This is a genomic window from Bartonella doshiae NCTC 12862 = ATCC 700133, from assembly GCF_000278155.1.
Lineage (GTDB): Bacteria > Pseudomonadota > Alphaproteobacteria > Rhizobiales > Rhizobiaceae > Bartonella > Bartonella doshiae.
On the sequence record NZ_JH725094.1, the window covers coordinates 230,751 to 250,106 of the forward strand.

Genomic DNA, 19,356 nt, shown 5'->3' on the forward strand with positions numbered 1-19,356 from the left:
AAATACTCAATTTTTATCGCGAAAATGATTGACTATGGGATAGCGACGATCGCGTCCGAAATTCTTGTGACTGATTTTTACACCGGGTGCAGATTGTCGTCTTTTATATTCGGCACCATAAAGAAGCTGTTCAACTTTCTCAACAGTTTCCCGTGAATACCCACGTTTAATAATATCACAAATACTCATGTCATTTTCTACAAGAGATTGCAAGATATCATCTAGAATAGGATAAGGAGGAAGAGAATCTTCATCTTTTTGATTTTCTCGCAGCTCTGCAGAAGGCGCTTTTTCTATAATATTGGATGGAATGACAATTCCTTCCGGTCCTCTCAAATTGTGCAAATGATTTTTATTGCGCCACTCAGCTAATGCATAGACCTGCATTTTATAAATATCTTTAAGAGGATTAAAGCCGCCATTCATATCACCATACAGTGTCGCATATCCCACAGCCATTTCTGACTTATTGCCTGTCGTTATCACCATTGAACCGGATTTATTTGAAAGAGCCATTAAAAGTGTACCGCGTATACGACTTTGAAGATTTTCTTCTGTTATATCAGAGGGTAACCCTAAAAAAATAGGTGCCATTGTCTTTAAAAAAACTTTAACAGCTTGCTCAATCGGTATGATTTCATAACGACATCCTAAAAGGTGCGCACATTCTTTAGCATCTTTTAATGATTCTTGCGAAGTATAATGATAGGGCATCATAATGGTGCGAACTTTGTCAGCACCAAGAGCATCCACCGCTATTGCCGTACACAGAGCTGAATCAATTCCTCCTGAAAGACCAAGAATAACATCCTTAAAGCGATTTTTATTGACATAATCTCTCAAACCTAAAACACAAGCTTGATAATCGGCCGCTAATCCATTGAGAAGACTTTCATTAGGACCTGAAATACAGTGCCATCCCGTCGTTGTTTTTTGCCAATGGCTTAAAGCAATATGGCTATCAAAGTGTTTCATTTGAAATATCTTTTTTCCTTCTCCATTCAAGGCAAAAGACCCGCCATCAAAAACGAGTTCATCTTGACCACCAACTTGATTAGCATAAATAATTGGTACCCCAGATCGTAGAGCTTGCGTATGAACAACATCCATACGTTTTAAAGTTTTATTGCGATAGTAGGGAGATCCGTTAAGGACAAGAATAATTTCCGCTCCTTTATCTTTAAGCTCTGTACTAAGAGAGAAATCATTCCAAAGATCCTCACAAATGACTATTCCTAATTTGATTCCATGATAAACAATAGGCTCAGGACGTGGACCTGAAGAAAATAAACGCTTTTCATCAAATTCAGCATAATTAGGTAAATCAAACTTCAAACTTTCGGCAATGACTCGCCCTTCATCAAGAAGCATAACACCGTTGTAAATATTGCCATTGCGTCTTAATGGAAGACCAATGACAATTCCTGGTCCGTCTACGGTTATCTTTGCTAATTTATCAACAGTCTCTTCACATGTTTTTGTAAAAGCAGGTTTTAGAACAAGATCTTCCGGCGGATAAGCGCTTATAAAAAGTTCCGTGAATAAAACAAGATCAGCCCCCTCTTCTTTGGCCTTTTGATGTGCCATGACAGCTAAAGAAAAATTCCCCTCAATATCACCGACAATAGGATTTAATTGGGCAATTGCAATACGAAAATCATCTTTCACAGGTCTTTTTATCATCTTATCAGTTTAGCCAATCATAATCCTGCTAACCATTTGCAGCAACAGAAAATGAAGCAGAAACACGGTTTTTTTTAAGAAGCTCAGCAACAAGAAAAGCTAATTCCAATGCCTGATCTGCATTCAATCGCGGATCACAATGCGTATGATAACGATCAGACAAATCTTCTACAGAAATAGCGTGGGCTCCACCCATACATTCAGTTACATTACGACCAGTCATTTCAACATGAATACCACCAGGATAGGTTCCTTCATCACGATGTACTGAAAAAAACTTTTCTACTTCCTTTAAAACAGAATCAAAAGGGCGGGTTTTATAACCATTTACAGTAACGGTGTTGCCATGCATCGGATCACATGACCATATCACCTTACGTTTCTCACGTTCCACTGCACGGATTAATTTAGGAAGATAATTCTCAATTTTGTCATGACCAAAACGTGCAATCAGCGTCAACCGACCAGATTGATTTTCAGGATTCAGAATATCAAGCAATCTCAGCAATTCATCAGCCTCAAGAGATGGACCACACTTTAAGCCAATGGGATTCTTAATACCGCGACAATATTCAACATGTGCATGATCAATTTGACGCGTACGATCGCCAATCCACACCATATGACCAGATGTTGCATACCAATCTCCAGAAGTTGAATCAATCCGCGTCAAAGCCTCTTCATAGCCAAGCAAAAGCGCTTCGTGACTGGTATAAAAAGATGTTTCACGTAATGAAGAATTTGTTTTGGACGTAATTCCTATGGAACGCATGAAGTCAATTGCTTCAGAAATACGCTCTGCTAACAACTCATAACGCTCTCCTTGGGGACTGTTAGCAATAAAACCCAACATCCATGCATGAACATTTTCTAAATCAGCATATCCACCTTGTGAAAAAGCACGCAACAAATTGAGTGTTGCCGCCGATTGGCGATATGCCATAGACATCCGTTGTGGATCAGGAATACGAGAATCTGCACTAAATTCGATACCATTAATAATATCTCCCCGATAAGCAGGAAGCTCTACTCCTCCTTTGCTTTCCATATCAGAGGAACGCGGTTTTGCAAATTGACCAGCAATACGACCAATTTTGACAACTGGTTTAGAACTACCAAAAGTTAAAACAATCGCCATTTGCAAAAAAACACGAAAAAAATCACGTATATTATCTGCTTCATGTTCTGCAAAGCTTTCTGCACAATCTCCACCTTGCAACAAAAAAGCCTGCCCTTCCGCAACAGCCGCTAACTCATTCCTTAAATCACGCGCTTCACCCGCAAAAACCAATGGAGGATACCTACACAGTTTTTTTTCAATTTCTGCCAATGCAGTTTTATCTGGATAAGTTGGAACCTGTTTAATTGGTTTTGCCCTCCAAGAATCAGGTGACCATTCTTTTATCATTACACTCCCTCCAGAGTTTAAATTCCAGCTTGTAGTATCCAAATCTCTGTCACTTACCGTAATACACGCTGTTTAAGTTTCTATTTTTTTTCCATTTTCATATATGTAACTTGGTTTATACATCGTTACCAGTTCTTCTGCCATCGTTGGATGTACAGCCATAGTTTCATCAAATATATCCTTTGTCAGCTTGCCTTTGAGAGATATTCCAACAAGCTGTGCCATTTCACCAGCATTTTCCCCTAAGATATGCGCCCCCACAATAACACGACTCTCACCATCCACAATGAGTTTCATAAATATTTTCTCCAAACTCCCAGAAAGAACATTGCGCATAGGACGAAAGATTGTACGATAAATCTCAAGTCGCTTATAACGGCGTACCGCATCTTCTTCTGAAAGCCCCACCGTTCCAATCTCTGGTTGAGAAAATACAGCCGTTGTAATGAGATCGTAATCAGGTGTAGTGGGAATGTTCTTAAATGCCGTCTGAACAAAACACATTGCATCATGGATTGCAACAGGTGTTAATTGAATATGACCTGTTACATCACCTACAGCCCAAATATGTGGTACATTTGTAGTCATCCTTTCATCAACAACAACTGCACCAAATTCATTCACTTTCACCCCTGCACGCTCGAGTCCTAAACCCGCTGTATTGGGTATACGCCCTGTAGCCAACATCACCTGATCAGCATGAATCGTTTGTCCATTGGATAGAACAACATGGTAACAGCTTCCTTGCGCTTGAACTTGGGAAACTGTAGCTCCATAAAGAATAGAAATTCCTTTTTCAATCATTGCATCGCTAAGCAACTGTCGCAAATCATAATCAAAGTTACGAAGAATTAAATCAGAACGATGGAGAAGAGTTGTCTTCACCCCTAATTCATGAAAAATGTTAGCAAATTCAACGCCAATATACCCTCCCCCAACAATGACTATAGACTTTGGAAGTTTTTCAAGGTCAAAAATCTCATTGGAAGTAAGACATAAATTGCTGCCCATAATTCCCGTATCAGGTACGGTTTTTGCTCCCGTTGCGATCAAAATCTTTTCCGCAGTTATTCGCTCACCTGTCGTGGAAAGCTCTAAAGTGTGATCATCCACAAAAACAGCACGATTTTCATAAATATGAACATTATTATTTTGCAATCCCTTACGATAAAGCCCTTCTAATCTAGTTATCTCTTTATTTTTAGCCTCAACCAATTTCTCCCAACTAAAAACTGGTTTCATATATTCCCATCCAAAACCAACGCTTTTTCTGAACTCTCGTGCATATTGTGACGCATAAACATAGAGTTTTTTAGGGACGCATCCGCGAATAACACAAGTTCCCCCTACACGATATTCTTCTGCTACGGCAACACGCTTACCAAGCTCCCCCGCAAGACGCGCAGCACGCACTCCCCCAGAACCACTTCCAATAACAAATAAATCAAAGTCAAAAGATCCCACAAACTATTCCTTTTTATGAATCTATTAATAATCACAAGCTCTTGTTATTCATTATAAAATGAAAGCCCTTATTCATCTTCACAACATAGTTTTTTTCATAAACATGATATCCTCAAAGCCCCCCTTCTTTTTAAAAACGCAAAAAATACCACTTTTATAAAGTAAAAAGGAATTTGATTACGGCAACGATCGTAATAAAGCTACTTCGAATTTGCTGAAGAACTAGATGCAGTAGGAATCATAGACTTGTTAGAATTCAGGACTTCAGACATCTCCTTTTTCACATTTTTTACAAGATCTTGCATTATAGTAGAACGCCATATTTCAAATGTAGAATAGGCATCACGTGCAATACTCGGAACTCCTGTCAAAAACTTTTTACCAGTATCAGAGCTATAAAATGCCGTGATTGCATCAAGTTCTGCTTGAGTAAAATATTTTGCATACACATGAGCAATTTCTTTTTCTAAATCAGAACGTCGTTTAATCAAAGCAAATGCTTGTTTATCAACAATATCAGAAATAACATTTGCTAAATTTGGATCGTCGCCTATTAATTCATTTTTGAGATCACGTGCCGCATTTGGTAAAAAACCATCAAATTGATCAGTTGCACGAATAGCATTGATAGCCCTTCTAGCTGAATCTAAATGCTTATCACTTACACCTTGTGCGTATACCATCACAATATTCATAACCAAAACGGCAAAAACACCAAAATATACTACAAAACGCTGAAAAGAATATATTGTTTTCATTTAACAATTACCCCGATGACTAATTATAATTTAAACTTGTTATTCCATTTACAAGCTTAAATGCTCCTTTTTATTGTGCTCATTTATTGTGCTCACATACAGATATGTAAACTATTTTCTCTTTAAAAATTAAAAAGTTCTAAAATTTTTATTTGACCATCCTCCATTGCTACAATTGCAGACGAAGCCAATCCCAAAAAAAGACCATGTTCAACAACACCAGGAATTGCAAGGAGCGCATCTGACAAGAGCTTTGGCTCCAAAATGCTTCCCCAAGATGCATCAAAAATGAAGTGACCGCCATCTGTCTCAAATGGATTTTCTCCCTTCATTCGTAATGTAATTTCCCCTGAAAATCCTAAATCATCAGCAACTTTTTCAATGGCTTTTTGTGTCGCATACATACCAAATGGATTGACTTCTATTGGCAGTGGAAAAGCACCAAGCCTTTTTACAACCTTTGTTTCATCAGCGATGACAAGCATTGCACGAGATGCAGCCGCTACAATTTTTTCATGCAACAGGGCCCCACCTCCTCCTTTAATGAGAGCCATTTCTGGACCGATTTCATCCGCCCCATCAATATCAAGATCAAGTTCAGGTATTTGCTCTAAAGTAGCAACAGGCACTCCAAATTTATGACAGAGTTGCTCAGAATATCGTGAGGTCGTAACACCAGTCACACGTAGACCACTCGCAACACGCTCACCAAGAAGCCGTATAAACTCATTGACTGTAGAACCCGTCCCAATCCCAAGCCGCATATCATCTTGAACAAATTCAAGCGCTTTAGCTGCCGCCATTTTTTTTAACTGCTGAACATCCATGAATTGCTTTACCTTGTACCAATCAGTGATTTTTATGATAAATTAACAACAAAAATGATTTAATTACCTCAATCTGCTATCAATTTATCCGTCACATTTTGGCTTAAGAAGTATGAATTGTTTTTAAAACGTGCGATAATAATACAGAATAATTAATAATTTTAGCTCTTTGTAAAATTTATTTACAAATGGCGATAATAATCAGAAGATACGTTGATCATTTATTTTCCTGTTAAAGCTCACACGCTATGAAGCATGTGATACGTTGTGCAGTTTTTGTGAATATTGTCTGTGCATATTCCACGGTCTATAAAATCCCACCAAAGACCAAATAATATTTCCACTTTTTGTCACTATAACACTGCCTCGTGATAATAATTGTTGAGAAGTAAATACTATTTTCGCCTTCTTGTCGCATATTTGATTACTCATTACAAATCTTTTAATTACAATGTCTGCCTCTACACATTGGTCTTTTTCATCATGTACGACAATCACTTTTAATCCATTTTCTAATAAAGATCCACACATATGATTATCACAAATGAACTGTTCATTCAATGAAGGACCATATTTTGTTGGTTTCATTATCTTATTCACACGAAATAATCTCTTCCATATAGATGTTGTGAAATTGGAAGTATTGTAGCGGTCAATATATAATTTCTTCTCATTAATGATCCCAATGAGACTCATATTATCAGCTATAATTAGCTGTACGGGAGAATGTAGTAAGCAGACACAAATACCAGCCAAAATAAAGAAACTAAAAAAGAATCTGATAGATGTTTTGCAAAAAGTCAGTCCCACCAAACCTATACTCAATAATACCAATGCCGATAATGGCATAAATCCAGGATTTAGAGCAGGAGAAATATCCTTTATAAGGTGAGCAATTTTTATAACAAAATCAACACCAAATCCCATAATTTGAAGAGGTAACCATTCAAGACTCAAAAGCATTGCGAGAACTGCTATTAATCCAAATGGTATAATAATGAGTGATATAATAGGTAAAGCTAAAGCATTGCTAAGAACGCTAAGAAATGCGAAATTGGAAAAATGATACGCAGCATAAATTCCACTAGCAGCTCCTGCTATAAGAGAAGATACGCATGTTGAAATAAGCGATAAAAAAGCAAAATGAAGAACTTTACCTCCAACGTAAGATGGTGTTGTTTTTCTTGTATGGGAAGATACCTTACCACTCCACCAATCAAAAAACGCAATCAAAGCTGCTGTTGCAGAAAAAGACATTTGAAAACTTGGACCTAATATTTCATGTGGGGTAAAAATGAGCGTTATCAAACCTGCTATCGCAAAATTGCGCATTGTTACAGCAGAACGATCACATAATACAGCAACCAACATAACAGCAATCATCACAAAACTTCTTTGCGCTGATACAGCAGCTCCAGACAGAACCAAGTAAAAAGCTGTCATCATTAACGCCACGATGGCTGCAAACTTTTTAGCGGAATAATAGGATGAGAAGACTGGAAAAAATGCTAAAAAACTACGGATACAGATAAGAATTATACCACTCAACAACGCCATATGCAAACCTGATATTGATAAAATATGTGCTAATCCAGCCGTACGCAATGCTTCATTTGTATCACTTGAAATACTTCCCCTCTGTCCCGTTATAAGAGCAACAGCAACATTGCTCTTTTCTCCACTCATTGCTTTCTTGATTCTTTGAGTCATATTCGTCCGTAAATTTTCAATTTTCTGCAAGACTCTATGCAATATTGTATCAGGCTGCGGAACGAATATCTTCTTTGGTTTTCCTAGATAAATTCCCTGAGCACCAATTCCTTTAAAATAATTATGGAAACTAAAATCATAGCCTCCTGGATACACCGGTCCAGATAATGCACGCATTTTAACCTTTCCGTATAAACCATCACCAACTGCCACCCCATAAGGCAAATGCCTTACCGACAAACGAACACGATAAGGGCTATGGCGTAATATTGGTTTTTCCGTACTCAAAACATCTAAAACTAAACGAAATCCCCCTCTTTGCATGAAATCAATAGAAATAATTCTTCCTGTTAATGTCGTGACAATGTCGCTGCTTAACATTGGTGTAGAGAGACGCCACGTTTCTATTTTTGCAGCAAAAGCACCTAGAACAATACAAAATAGAAAGCCTGCAACAATCCATATTCCTTGAGAAAGACGTAAAATATATAATATTCCAAGGAATAAATTGATCGTCACACCAAATTGCCACCAACTTGGTTCATGTTCTAAATGGAAATAAAAGATGATACCCGTGGAAAAAAATACTAAAACTAATAAAAAAAGAAATCCAAAAGAAATTTCTTTATTGATACAATCTAACAACCATTTCCAACAAGAAATGCCGACTTCTTGCAGAGGTGTAAAGAAAAAAATCTTTTGCGCGCTACATTTGAGGCTCTTAGCACAATGAAGAGTAGAGAAGGCATCTTGCCACATCAATCGCAATTTTTTTCTTTCTGGAAAACCTCCTCTTGACAAATTATCTTTAACTTTATTTTTATTAAACATCCATTCCCCCACTTTAAACTTACAATACGGCTATTGCACACCCCATGACCTATGCTAACATAACCTTTCCATAAAGTTCCATAAGCAACACCTTCATTTAAAGGAAAATATCCGTGTCTGTTATTACTCGTTTCGCTCCCTCACCCACAGGATTCCTTCATATTGGGGGGGTTCGTACTGCCCTCTTTAATTGGCTTTATGCAAAACATACCGGTGGAAAAATGCTGCTACGGATTGAAGATACAGATCGAGAACGCTCAACAGAAGCAGCTGTAAAAGCCATTATAGATGGCTTACACTGGATGGGGATTAGCTATGACGGAGATCCTGTTTCACAATTCGAACGAGCAAAACGTCATCGTCAAATTGCCGAACAATTGGTAAAGGACGGCAAAGCTTATTATTGTTATGCATCACCTGAAGAATTAGCTGAAATGCGGGAAAATGCGCGTGCAGAAGGCCGTCCACCCCGTTATGATGGACGTTGGCGCGACTGTGATATTTCTGAAACTCCTAAAGGTATCAAGCCTGTTATTCGTATCAAAACACCACAAGATGGAGAAACAATTGTACATGATCGTGTTCAAGGTGATATTTGTTTTCCGAATAAAGACCTTGATGATTTTATTATTTTGCGTTCCGATGGCTCGCCCACCTACATGCATGCCGTTGTCGTTGATGATCATGATATGGGCGTTACACATATCATTCGTGGTGATGATCATCTTACAAATGCAGCCCGACAAACAATCATCTTTAATGCCATGGGATGGGATATTCCTGTTATGGCACATATTCCACTTATCCATGGTGAAAATGGTGCAAAATTATCAAAGCGGCATGGTGCACTAGGTGTCGATACTTATCGAACAATGGGATACCTCCCTACTGCGTTGCGCAATTACCTCGTCCGTCTAGGTTGGAGTCATGGTAATGATGAACTCATGTCAATCGAAGATATGATTTCTTGGTTTGATATTGATGATATTAATAAAGGTGCAGCGCGATTTGATCTCAAAAAACTAGATGCCATCAACGGGCACTACATCCGCAACAGTAACAATCAAGATCTTTTTGATGCCGCTCTTAACATTTTACCAGATATTAAAGGTGGTACAGAAATAATTGAAAGACTGGATGAACAACGTCGTGCTCAATTTTTAGCCGCTATGCCAAATTTGAAAGAACGTTCAAAAACGCTATGTGAGCTCATTGATAATGCTTCTTTCCTTTTTGCACAACGACCGTTGCTCCTTAACGAAGAGGCACAAAAACTCTTAGATAAAAATGCTCTGTCTATGTTAAACGATATTTATTCTGCCCTAAAAGCATGCTCCAATTGGGATACAAAAAGGCTGGATGAAGCACTTCAATCTTTTGCAAAAACACAGGACCTCAAATTTGGAGCTGTTGCCCAACCACTTCGTGCAGCTCTCACAGGACGTACAACATCGCTGGGAGTTTTTGATGTTTTGATTTTATTGGGACGAGATGAAACACTCAATCGCATTAATGACCAACTTGTCAAAACCACAGGCTTATGATGTATTTATAGGTACATTGAACTGAAGATCAAATGCGAATCCCAACGCAGAAACTTCAACACAGGCTAAAATCTCTCTTTTTTCTCTTAAGTCAACGAGACATACATATTTGCTAAAATTGCAAATAAAAATATTTTTAGATTGCATGCACCAACTTTTAGGGTAAATCTACCTTTTCAACATAGCTAAGAAAATTTTCAATGTATCATACCTCATCTGATGATAGCTGCATCTTAATTTATGAGCGAAGGATCTGAAAGGAATATCTAATGTTTGAGAACAAAGCACATATTACTGTTAATAATAAAAAAATAGAACTACCTGTACGTAAAGGAGTGCTTGGTCCTAGTGTCATTGAAATTGCTTCTCTCTACAAAGAGACTAACAGCTTTACTTATGATCCTGGTTTTACCTCAACCGCTTCCTGTGAATCAAAAATCACTTATATTGATGGCGATAAAGGAATATTGCTTTATCGCGGTTATCCTATCGAACAACTAGCTGAAAAAGGGGATTTTTTAGAAAGCTGCTATCTTTTACTGTACGGAGAACTTCCAACACAACAAGAAAAAAACGATTTTGACCGCCGTATTATGCAACACACGATGGTACACGAACAATTTTCACGGTTTTTCCAAGGCTTTCGCCGTGACTCTCATCCTATGGCCGTTATGGTTGCGTGTCTTGGGGCTATGTCCGCATTCTATCACGATTCTATTGATATTACAGATCCTCAACAGAGAATGATTGCTTCTATTCGCCTCATTTCAAAGGTTCCAACTCTTGCCGCTATGGCTTACAAATATAGCATTGGACAAGCATTTGTGTATCCCCATAATAGTCTTAGCTATGCCGCAAATTTCCTTCGTATGTGCTTTGCTGTCCCTTGTGAAGAATACCAAGTTAATCCAGTGCTCACTCGAGCTATGGATAGAATTTTTATCCTTCATGCCGATCATGAACAAAATGCTTCTACCTCCACTGTACGCCTTGCAGGATCATCAGGGGCTAATCCATTTGCATGTATCGCAGCAGGTGTTGCATGTCTTTGGGGACCAGCGCATGGCGGGGCCAATGAAGCATGTTTGAAAATGCTCAAAGAAATAGGTTCTGTGAAAAAAATTCCTGAATTTATTGCTCGTGCAAAAGATAAAAATGATCCCTTCCGCCTTATGGGATTTGGTCATAGAGTCTATAAAAATTATGATCCACGTGCAAAAATTATGCAAAAAACTTGCCATGAAGTTTTAAAAGAATTGAACCGCCAAGATGATCCACTTCTTGATATCGCTATAGAACTTGAACACATTGCTTTAAACGATGAATACTTCATTGAGAAAAAACTTTATCCAAATGTTGATTTTTATTCTGGCATTACATTAAAAGCTCTAGGCTTCCCAACAGAAATGTTTACGGTTCTTTTTGCATTAGCACGTAGTGTTGGCTGGGTTGCACAGTGGAAAGAAATGATTGAAGATCCCGCACAAAAAATTGGTAGACCGCGTCAACTCTATACAGGCTATGCTATGCGTGAATATGTTCCTATGGATAAACGTGTAAGATAAAAAATAAATAATCCATTCCCTGAAGCTTCACATCTACTGGAGCTTTAGGAGAAATGGTTAAATGCCCAGTAAAATATTGTTACAAACTTTAATTTCAAAACTCTTCTACGGGCATAACTCTACCATAACCAGCACGAAAAAAGTTTTCTGATAGGTGCTGCTCAACGTAAACATAAAATCAAAAATATTCTTTTGATTTTAACTTTCATCGTAATAATAGCAAAATAAATAGAAATAATTTTTGCATTGCCCCAGAAGAGCTTACAGATTATAAAAACATATGGTGGTCTAATATTTTCCCGCTTATCCAATAGGAGAACATAATGAAATTATTAGCTGTAGCTCTCATAACAAGTGCAACACTATTCATCCAATCAACTCATGCTCAAACGCTAAAAATTGCAAGTGATGCTTCCTATCCCCCTTTTAGTTACATCGATTCAAATAATGAACTCCAAGGGTTTGATATCGATATATCTTATGCACTCTGTAAAAAAATGAATGTCGAGTGTACTATTGTCACTCAAGCCTTCGAAGGAATGATACCTGGTCTTCTTGCTAAAAAATATGATGCTGTTGTCTCATCCCTCGCTCCTACACAAGAACGCTTACAGAAAATTGACTTCACAGATCCTTATTATAATACAGCACTTGCTGTACTTGTAACCAAAGATTCAGAAATTAAAGAAATCTCAGCACAAGCCTTTAAGGATAAAAATCTAGGGGTACAATCTAATACCACACAAGCAGCATATGCAGAAGATCATTATGCCCCCGAAGGGGTAAATATTAAGCTCTATCCTACAGCAATAGAAGTTAATCGCGATCTTTTAAGTCACAGGCTTGATCTCATGATCAGTGATAAAATACAAGCATTAAACTGGCTCGAAAGTGAAGGAAAAGATTGCTGCAAACTCCTTGGAACTCTGGAGGAAATGAATTTTCCTATCGCAATTGCACTACGTAAAAATAACAATGATCTTAAAAATAAGCTGAATGCAGCGATAAAAGAAATCCGTCTGGATGGAACTTACGATAAAATAATGAAGAAATATTTCACATTCAATATTTATTAAACATCAATATGAAACTAAAATTGAAAAAATTATTTGTTTCTAAAAAACTTCTATTTAACTCTTTGTGAGGAGAGCACAAGAGTAATTGATTTTGTATATTCTTTGATATTGAGTATTTTACAAGAGTTATGATGACAATAATGTTTTATCTCACCAAAATCTAGACTTCTTTTATAGCTAAACTGGAGCATCTTTTTTCAAGGAAAAACTCTCCGTTTTTGTGAATAGAATGATAAAGACGAATATCACATGAAAAGTAATTTATAATATAATCAATAGGATATTTATTTTTTCTCTATGTTTATCATGGACGAATCATAAAATAATAAACAATTCTTTTAATAATGATCTCTATCATCATGATAATAATATGAACACCAATAAATTTTTGCATTGCTCCCAGAAAAGCCTACAGGTTATAAAAACATATGATGATCTCATATTTTCCCGCTTATGCAACAGGAGAACATAATGAAATTATTAGCAGTATCTCTCATAACAAGCATAACACTATTTGCCCAATTGGCCGATGCGAAAACGCTGAGAATTGCAAGCGAAGGCTCCTACCCTCCATTTAGTTACATTAATTCAAATAACAAACTCCAAGGGTTTGATATTGATATATCTTATGCACTTTGTAAAAAAATAAATGTTGAGTGTAGTATTACCACTCAAGACTTCGAAGGAATGATTCCTGGTCTTCTTGCTAAAAAATATGACGTTATCATTGCTTCCCTCGCTCTTACAGAAGAACGCTTAAAGAAAATAGACTTCACAGATGCCTACTATAATACAGCACTCGCAATCATCATTGCCAAAGATTCAGAAATTAAAGAAATCTCAGCTCAAGCCTTTAAGGGTAAAAATCTGGGTGTGCAATCCAATACTACGCAAGCTGCATACGCAGAAGATCATTATGCTTCTGAAGGGGTAAATATTAAGCTCTATCCTACAGCAATAGAAGTCAGTCGCGACCTTTTAAGCCACAGGCTTGACTTAATTATTTTTGACAAACTACAAGCACTAAATTGGCTCGAAAATGAAGGAAGAGATTGCTGCAAACTCTTAGGAACTTTGGAAGGAACGGAGTTTCCTATCGCAATTGCACTACGTAAAAATAACAGTGATCTTAAAAATAAGCTGAATGCAGCGATAAAAGAAATCCGTCTGGATGGAACATATGATAAAATAATGAAAAAATATTTCACATTCGATATTTATTAAATATCAATATGAAACTAAAGTTGAATAAATTATTTATTTCTAAAAAACTTCTATTGAACTCTTTGTGAGGAGAGCACAAAAATGATTGAAAATTTAGCATTGCTATCGTTTAGCAATGGTGGATGGGGTATGGTTATACTTTCTAGTGCAGGAATGACACTATCATTAGCTTTGTGTTGCGGTCTCTTAGGACTTCCTCTAGGGCTTCTGGGTGCGATAATGATTCGATCCAATATTAAAACAGCTAAAATTATAGCTCTCCTCTTTTCATCAGTGTTCCGTGGGCTTCCAGAACTTTTAACCTTGTTCTTAGTTTACTATGGCTTACAAAATATTATGCAAATTGTTCTTGATTATCTTAATCTTGAAATAACATTCAGTATCAACGCTTTTGTCGCTGGTGTTCTTGCGCTTAGTATGGTTCTTGCTGCCTTTTCTTGTGAAGTTTGGCTTGGAGCATTCAATATTTTTGAGAAAGGACAATATGAAGCAGCTAAAACTTTAGGACTTTCACGCTTAACTACATTTTTTCGGATTGTCTTTCCTCAACTCATTCGAAATGCTTTACCAGGACTTTCTAATAATTGGCTCACTGTGCTTAAAGACACCTCTCTTGTTTCAACTATTTCACTTGTTGATCTTATGCGCCAAACGAATTTAGCAGTTGCAGCGACAGACAAACCTATGTTGTTTTATCTTGTGGCATGTTTACTCTATTTATTATTTTCAGCGTTTTTTTCCACAATCCTACGTTATCTAGAAACATATACCCAAGCAGGATATAGAAAGGTGTTAGACTCATGATTCTAGAATGGCTCTATTTCCTTTTTAATCCAGTGCTTTTGGAACGTTATGGACTAAAATTTATTGATGGCTTTATTGTTACTGTTGAGCTTGTTTTTATTGCGTGCTCTATTGGTTTTTTTCTTGGTATGCTCGTTACGTTTGCGTGTTTATCGGATAATAAAATTTTGCAATATTGCGCACGTGCTTATGTTTATTTCTTTCGTGGATCTCCTCTGTTAGCCCAACTCTTCCTTTTTTATTATGGCCTTGGTTCAATGAATAATTTTTGGCAACAAATTGGTTTATGGTGGTTTTTTCAAAATGCATGGTACTGTTGTATTTTTATTTTTTCTCTCAACTCCGCAGCCTATCAATCTGAAATCTTTAAAGGAAGTTTTCTCTCTGTAAAAACTGGCCAGCGTGAAGCATCAAAAGCTTTGGGTCTGAGCAGACCGGTGACATTTTTTAGAATTATCCTTCCACAAGCAATGGTCATCGCATTACGTCCCTTAGGTAATGAGTTTATTCTAATGATCAAGTCCAGTGCCGTTGCTTCACTCGTCACTGTTTATGATTTAATGGGCGTTGCCAAACTCACGTATTCACGTACATTTGATTTCCAAGTTTACGTTTGGGCTGCCCTTATTTACCTTCTTATCGTTATGTTTATTCAACGTTTTATTGTTCTTATTGAACGTCGCCTCACCCGATATTTACAGTAAATAAAAATGATTACAAAGCCTTTACCAAATCAAAATATTCAATTAATCAATTTATTCATCAATGAGAGAATATAAAAAGATGAATTTGGAAAATAATACGCTTGTTCATACCGTTGAAACCCCCGTAATTTCTATTCAAAATTTAAATAAATGGTATGGAGATTTTCAAGTCCTCTATGATATTAATTTAAATGTTAAAACTGGTGAGCGCATCGTTATCTGTGGGCCTTCTGGATCAGGAAAATCAACTTTGATCCGCTGTATCAATCAATTAGAGAAAGCACAAAAAGGCTCAATCTGTATCCATAATGTCGACATTCATGCTGCGCCTATATATCAGCAAAAAAATGTTCTCCGTAAAATAGGAATGGTTTTTCAAAACTTTAATTTATTTCCTCATATGACTGTTATGCAAAATTGTATTTTAGCGCCTATGACAGTACAAGGGCTTTCTAAACAACAAGCAAAAGAACGCGCAATACGTTATCTTACAGACGTTGGAATTGAAAAACACTGTGAAAAATATCCTTTACAACTCTCTGGTGGACAACAACAACGTGTAGCTATTGCGCGCGCACTTTGTATGGAACCTGAAGTAATGCTTTTTGATGAACCAACATCAGCTCTTGATCCAGAAAGTGTCGGAGAAGTTTTGGAGGTAATGGTTCAGCTGGCAAATACAGGCATAACAATGCTCTGCGTTACCCATGAAATGGGTTTTGCACGCGAAGTTTCAAAAAGAATACTCTTTCTAGAAAACGGAAAAATCATTGAAGATACAGAATCTAAGAATTTTTTTACCAATCCAAAAAGCCAACGCGCTCGTGATTTTCTTGCGAGAATTAAGCATTAGTCAAAAACGTTACTTTATTTGAGCAATCTATATTTTGATTTTTCTTTAAGAAGATTAATAATTGTTTGAGCTGCAACAACCCCAGATGGTATTTTCGTCTTCATTTTCTGTTCCATCATTTCAAAAGCATTATATTGTGCTTGTCGCAATAGGGGATTATGCAAAAGTTGCTCTATTTGCCTCGCCAACATACCAGGACGTAGGAATTCATTAAAATATTCTGGTACAACAGGCTTATCAGAAATAATATTTGGAAGAGCAGCACTCCATAACTTTATTTTTGGAAGAAAAAAAAATTTAGAAAACCAATCAAGTTTATAGCAAAGGACCATGGGAATTTTTGCCAATGCCAACTCAAGTGAAACTGTTCCAAGTGCTGCAAGAGCAATGTCTGCAACCGCAAAGGCATGCCATTTTGCATCTTCACCAACAACAATCTCTACATTGCTTTTCCAATCCCGTAAAAAACAACGAACCTCATCTACCAAATATGGCAATGTTGGTAAAATAATACGTAAATTAGGAATACGGCGTACAAGAATTTCTACAGCTTCTCCCAAAACAGGCATTAAATTGCGAATTTCTAGAGTACGTGAACCTGGCAAAACAACCAGTGTAGGTGATGATAATTGTTGACCATATAAGCACTTTTTTTCCGATTGAACAGCTAAAAGTGAGGGATGTGTCAGAAGACGATGTCCAACATAAGTCGTTGGGGGACCTTCCAAATCCCTCATAATCTTTTCTTCAAAAGGGAAAACCGCTAAAACATGGTCAACAAATTCGCGCATAGCTCTAGCGCGTTCCGGTCTCCATGCCCAAACAGTTGGTGCAATATATTTAATAATGGGAATGGAAGGCGCCAAAATACGCACCTTTTTTGCAACACGATGGGTAAAATCAGGGCTATCAATAATAATTAAGCAATCAGGTTGTTCCCGTGCAATAAATTTCGACAAATTATGAATGTGCCTCAACAATAATGGCAGTCTTTTTAATACTGCACCCAAACCTATTAATGCAATATCATGAGAATCAAAAAAACTTTTCAAACCTAATGTCTGTAAATGTCTTCCACCAACACCAATCAAATGAATATTGCATCCTGTTTGTTGCGATAAACAAGAAATTAAATCTGCTCCAAGAAAATCACCAGATTCCTCACCTGCAACAACAGCAATTTTAAAAAAACAATCACTCATGATCAAACTTTTCAAATGTTTCTATAAACAATGAATGTTTATTTGCTTTTTCTATTGTTGCTTTTGCTGATAATATTAAACTTCTATTTGCTTCCACAGCAACACCAGATAACCCACTCTTTGCAATATTCATGATTGTTACGGGTCCAATTGAAGGCAAATCAACACGGTGATCTTGTTGTGGTTTCGCACATTTAACAAGAACGCCACCGCTAGGTTGAATTTGCCCTCTTTCTCGCATTTCACAAACCCGCCACAGCATGTTATCCGTTCCCTCTGCACCCTCCACCGCAACCACTCTTCCATCGACAGCTACAACGGCTTGACCAATATCTAACTGACCTAAAAGTTTTGCTGCTTCAACCGCATGCAAAATATCTTTTTTCTCTTTTCGCGTTGCACGCCGCAATGTTAAATCAAATTTTATTGGAGCTAAAAGTTCTGGTACAATTTCATGGACACCAATAACACGAAAACCATGCGCTTCAATAATTCCTATAAAAGCTTTCAATAGTGCATCATCGCCTTCCGTCAAAGCTCTAATTATTTTAGGTAAGGCTAAAAAAGTCGTCCAATCGGGTCGTAATTGCGTAAGCAGTGGACGCTTTTTCACACCACCTGCCAAAACGATGTTGCTAATTTTAGCTGCTTTTAAAGTTTTAACGAGTTGTGCTAACTCTACAATTGATAGTTCACAATGCTCGTAGCGATAAAGCGCAGTATCTGCTTCATCACGCAAAAGTACAAGAAAAGGACTTTGTCCATGCCTTTCCAATTCTTGAGCAACAGTGATAGGTAAAACACCATTTCCTGCTATGACAGCAGTACGGCCGGAAAGAAAATTTCTGGCACCAAGGACAGACATTTCTAATCCTCATTTTCTTTCATTCTTTTGTCCTCAAATTTTGGTGTACAATAAAAACGCTTTCCTTCTTGCTTAATAAAATTCACCACATCAACAACAGACTGAGAAGTGGAATAAAAAGCAGAAATATCATCTACACGCTCTTTAAATGGTTTGCTGCGATCAAAAAGCATAGCAACCGAATGACGTAGTGCATGAATATCTTTACGTTTAAGACCTGCACGTTTCATACCAATAATATTTAATCCAGCAAGTTTTGCTTGCACACCAACTGCTGTTCCATAGGGTATCAGATCTCCAACCAACGCAGACACACCACCAACGAATGCATGATGCCCAATGCGAACAAATTGATGAACAGCAGCACCTCCACCAATAATAACATAATCACCAACAGTAACATGTCCTGCAATCATTGCATTATTCGCGAATGTTACATGATTTCCTACATGGCAATCGTGGGCAACATGTGCATAACAGAAAAATTGGCAATTACTTCCAACAATTGTCATTCCTTCACTTGAATCAGAGCCTCGATGCATCGTAACACCTTCACGAATTATACATTTTTCACCAATAGAGAGTGTTGTACGACCATCCTTATGTTTATTATTTTGTGGATCTGCACCTAAAACTGCATGCGAAAATACTTTACTATCAGCTCCTAATGTTGTTTTTCCCATGATCACAACATGACTTATCAAACTACATGCATCACCAATAATAGCCTCTGGACCAATATGACAAAACGGCCCAACGAGTACGTTTTCACCAAGCTGCGCCCCTCTCTCTACAAAAGCAGTTGGATGGATTTTCGTACCAGACATTCTTAAATTCC

At 37.3% G+C, this 19,356-nt stretch carries 16 protein-coding genes; 7 read left to right on the forward strand and 9 right to left on the reverse strand.

Features of this window, described 5'->3' with window-relative positions; all coding sequences use genetic code 11:
• Positions 1 to 6 precede the first annotated feature (6 nt).
• From MCS_RS01110 to MCS_RS01135, 6 genes are all read right to left on the reverse strand, one after another.
• Positions 7 to 1,683: an NAD+ synthase gene (locus MCS_RS01110; protein WP_004854568.1), complete on the reverse strand. Its 1,677-nt coding sequence runs from the start codon at positions 1,681 to 1,683 to the stop codon at positions 7 to 9.
• 28 nt (positions 1,684 to 1,711) lie between these two features.
• Entirely contained in the window at positions 1,712 to 3,091 is a 1,380-nt protein-coding gene (locus tag MCS_RS01115) for a class II 3-deoxy-7-phosphoheptulonate synthase (RefSeq protein WP_004854570.1), read from the reverse strand.
• A 72-nt stretch (positions 3,092 to 3,163) separates the two neighbouring features.
• The gene (gene gor, locus MCS_RS01120) at positions 3,164 to 4,555 is read right to left on the reverse strand and encodes a glutathione-disulfide reductase (protein ID WP_004854571.1); all 1,392 of its coding nucleotides are present in this window, start codon (positions 4,553 to 4,555) and stop codon (positions 3,164 to 3,166) included.
• 200 nt (positions 4,556 to 4,755) lie between these two features.
• A complete protein-coding gene (locus MCS_RS01125; protein ID WP_004854575.1) occupies positions 4,756 to 5,313 on the reverse strand; it encodes a DUF2059 domain-containing protein in 558 nt (185 codons plus the stop codon).
• A 122-nt stretch (positions 5,314 to 5,435) separates the two neighbouring features.
• On the reverse strand, positions 5,436 to 6,140 hold the full coding sequence (rpiA, locus tag MCS_RS01130; RefSeq protein ID WP_004854579.1) for a ribose-5-phosphate isomerase RpiA: 705 nt from the start codon (positions 6,138 to 6,140) through the stop codon (positions 5,436 to 5,438).
• Between the two features lie 246 nt (positions 6,141 to 6,386).
• The gene (locus tag MCS_RS01135; RefSeq protein ID WP_004854582.1) at positions 6,387 to 8,681 is read right to left on the reverse strand and encodes a ComEC/Rec2 family competence protein; all 2,295 of its coding nucleotides are present in this window, start codon (positions 8,679 to 8,681) and stop codon (positions 6,387 to 6,389) included.
• A 113-nt stretch (positions 8,682 to 8,794) separates the two neighbouring features.
• Here MCS_RS01135 and gltX point away from each other — a divergent pair, with 113 nt between their 5' ends.
• The 7 genes from gltX to MCS_RS01170 all read left to right on the forward strand — a co-directional run bounded on the left by gltX (position 8,795) and on the right by MCS_RS01170 (position 16,451).
• Positions 8,795 to 10,225 (forward strand): glutamate--tRNA ligase, encoded by a 1,431-nt coding sequence (gene gltX, locus MCS_RS01140; RefSeq protein WP_004854585.1) that lies wholly within the window; start codon positions 8,795 to 8,797, stop codon positions 10,223 to 10,225.
• A 269-nt stretch (positions 10,226 to 10,494) separates the two neighbouring features.
• Positions 10,495 to 11,790: a citrate synthase gene (gltA, locus tag MCS_RS01145; protein WP_004854586.1), complete on the forward strand. Its 1,296-nt coding sequence runs from the start codon at positions 10,495 to 10,497 to the stop codon at positions 11,788 to 11,790.
• A gap of 323 nt (positions 11,791 to 12,113) precedes the next feature.
• Positions 12,114 to 12,866, forward strand: coding sequence for a transporter substrate-binding domain-containing protein (locus tag MCS_RS01150; RefSeq protein WP_004854588.1), 753 nt, complete (start codon positions 12,114 to 12,116; stop codon positions 12,864 to 12,866).
• Positions 12,867 to 13,337: 471 nt separating this feature from the next.
• Positions 13,338 to 14,090 (forward strand): transporter substrate-binding domain-containing protein, encoded by a 753-nt coding sequence (locus tag MCS_RS01155; RefSeq protein WP_004854589.1) that lies wholly within the window; start codon positions 13,338 to 13,340, stop codon positions 14,088 to 14,090.
• 81 nt (positions 14,091 to 14,171) lie between these two features.
• The gene (locus MCS_RS01160) at positions 14,172 to 14,894 is read left to right on the forward strand and encodes an ABC transporter permease (protein ID WP_004854590.1); all 723 of its coding nucleotides are present in this window, start codon (positions 14,172 to 14,174) and stop codon (positions 14,892 to 14,894) included.
• Positions 14,891 to 15,598, forward strand: a complete 708-nt coding sequence (locus MCS_RS01165; protein ID WP_004854592.1) for an ABC transporter permease — start codon at positions 14,891 to 14,893, stop codon at positions 15,596 to 15,598. The genes MCS_RS01160 and MCS_RS01165 overlap by 4 nt, the downstream gene beginning before the upstream one ends.
• A gap of 79 nt (positions 15,599 to 15,677) precedes the next feature.
• Positions 15,678 to 16,451 (forward strand): amino acid ABC transporter ATP-binding protein, encoded by a 774-nt coding sequence (locus MCS_RS01170; RefSeq protein WP_004854594.1) that lies wholly within the window; start codon positions 15,678 to 15,680, stop codon positions 16,449 to 16,451.
• A 14-nt stretch (positions 16,452 to 16,465) separates the two neighbouring features.
• On the opposite strand, the gene lpxB is transcribed toward MCS_RS01170, so the two are convergent.
• From lpxB to lpxA, 3 genes are read right to left on the reverse strand one after another with little or no spacing between them, the layout of a single operon-like run.
• Positions 16,466 to 17,653 carry a lipid-A-disaccharide synthase gene (gene lpxB, locus MCS_RS01175; RefSeq protein ID WP_004854595.1) on the reverse strand — a complete coding sequence of 396 codons (1,188 nt, stop codon included), beginning with the start codon at positions 17,651 to 17,653 and terminating at the stop codon, positions 16,466 to 16,468.
• On the reverse strand, positions 17,646 to 18,518 hold the full coding sequence (locus MCS_RS01180) for an LpxI family protein (RefSeq protein WP_004854596.1): 873 nt from the start codon (positions 18,516 to 18,518) through the stop codon (positions 17,646 to 17,648). Before MCS_RS01180 ends, lpxB begins: the two co-directional genes overlap by 8 nt.
• A 2-nt stretch (positions 18,519 to 18,520) precedes the next feature.
• Entirely contained in the window at positions 18,521 to 19,345 is an 825-nt protein-coding gene (lpxA, locus tag MCS_RS01185; protein ID WP_004854597.1) for an acyl-ACP--UDP-N-acetylglucosamine O-acyltransferase, read from the reverse strand.
• Between the last annotated feature and the right edge of the window lie 11 nt (positions 19,346 to 19,356).

What these genes read in the sequence shown, in the direction of transcription:
- MCS_RS01110 (WP_004854568.1), bottom strand. Translation starts at nt 1,683, where the DNA reads ATGATAAAAAGACCTGTGAAAGATGATTTTCGTATTGCAATTGCCCAA.
- MCS_RS01115 (WP_004854570.1), bottom strand. Translation starts at nt 3,091, where the DNA reads ATGATAAAAGAATGGTCACCTGATTCTTGGAGGGCAAAACCAATTAAA.
- MCS_RS01125 (WP_004854575.1), bottom strand. Translation starts at nt 5,313, where the DNA reads ATGAAAACAATATATTCTTTTCAGCGTTTTGTAGTATATTTTGGTGTT.
- rpiA (WP_004854579.1), bottom strand. Translation starts at nt 6,140, where the DNA reads ATGGATGTTCAGCAGTTAAAAAAAATGGCGGCAGCTAAAGCGCTTGAA.
- MCS_RS01135 (WP_004854582.1), bottom strand. Translation starts at nt 8,681, where the DNA reads ATGTTTAATAAAAATAAAGTTAAAGATAATTTGTCAAGAGGAGGTTTT.
- gltA (WP_004854586.1), top strand. Translation starts at nt 10,495, where the DNA reads ATGTTTGAGAACAAAGCACATATTACTGTTAATAATAAAAAAATAGAA.
- MCS_RS01150 (WP_004854588.1), top strand. Translation starts at nt 12,114, where the DNA reads ATGAAATTATTAGCTGTAGCTCTCATAACAAGTGCAACACTATTCATC.
- MCS_RS01155 (WP_004854589.1), top strand. Translation starts at nt 13,338, where the DNA reads ATGAAATTATTAGCAGTATCTCTCATAACAAGCATAACACTATTTGCC.
- MCS_RS01160 (WP_004854590.1), top strand. Translation starts at nt 14,172, where the DNA reads ATGATTGAAAATTTAGCATTGCTATCGTTTAGCAATGGTGGATGGGGT.
- MCS_RS01165 (WP_004854592.1), top strand. Translation starts at nt 14,891, where the DNA reads ATGATTCTAGAATGGCTCTATTTCCTTTTTAATCCAGTGCTTTTGGAA.
- MCS_RS01170 (WP_004854594.1), top strand. Translation starts at nt 15,678, where the DNA reads ATGAATTTGGAAAATAATACGCTTGTTCATACCGTTGAAACCCCCGTA.
- lpxB (WP_004854595.1), bottom strand. Translation starts at nt 17,653, where the DNA reads ATGAGTGATTGTTTTTTTAAAATTGCTGTTGTTGCAGGTGAGGAATCT.
- MCS_RS01180 (WP_004854596.1), bottom strand. Translation starts at nt 18,518, where the DNA reads ATGTCTGTCCTTGGTGCCAGAAATTTTCTTTCCGGCCGTACTGCTGTC.
- lpxA (WP_004854597.1), bottom strand. Translation starts at nt 19,345, where the DNA reads ATGTCTGGTACGAAAATCCATCCAACTGCTTTTGTAGAGAGAGGGGCG.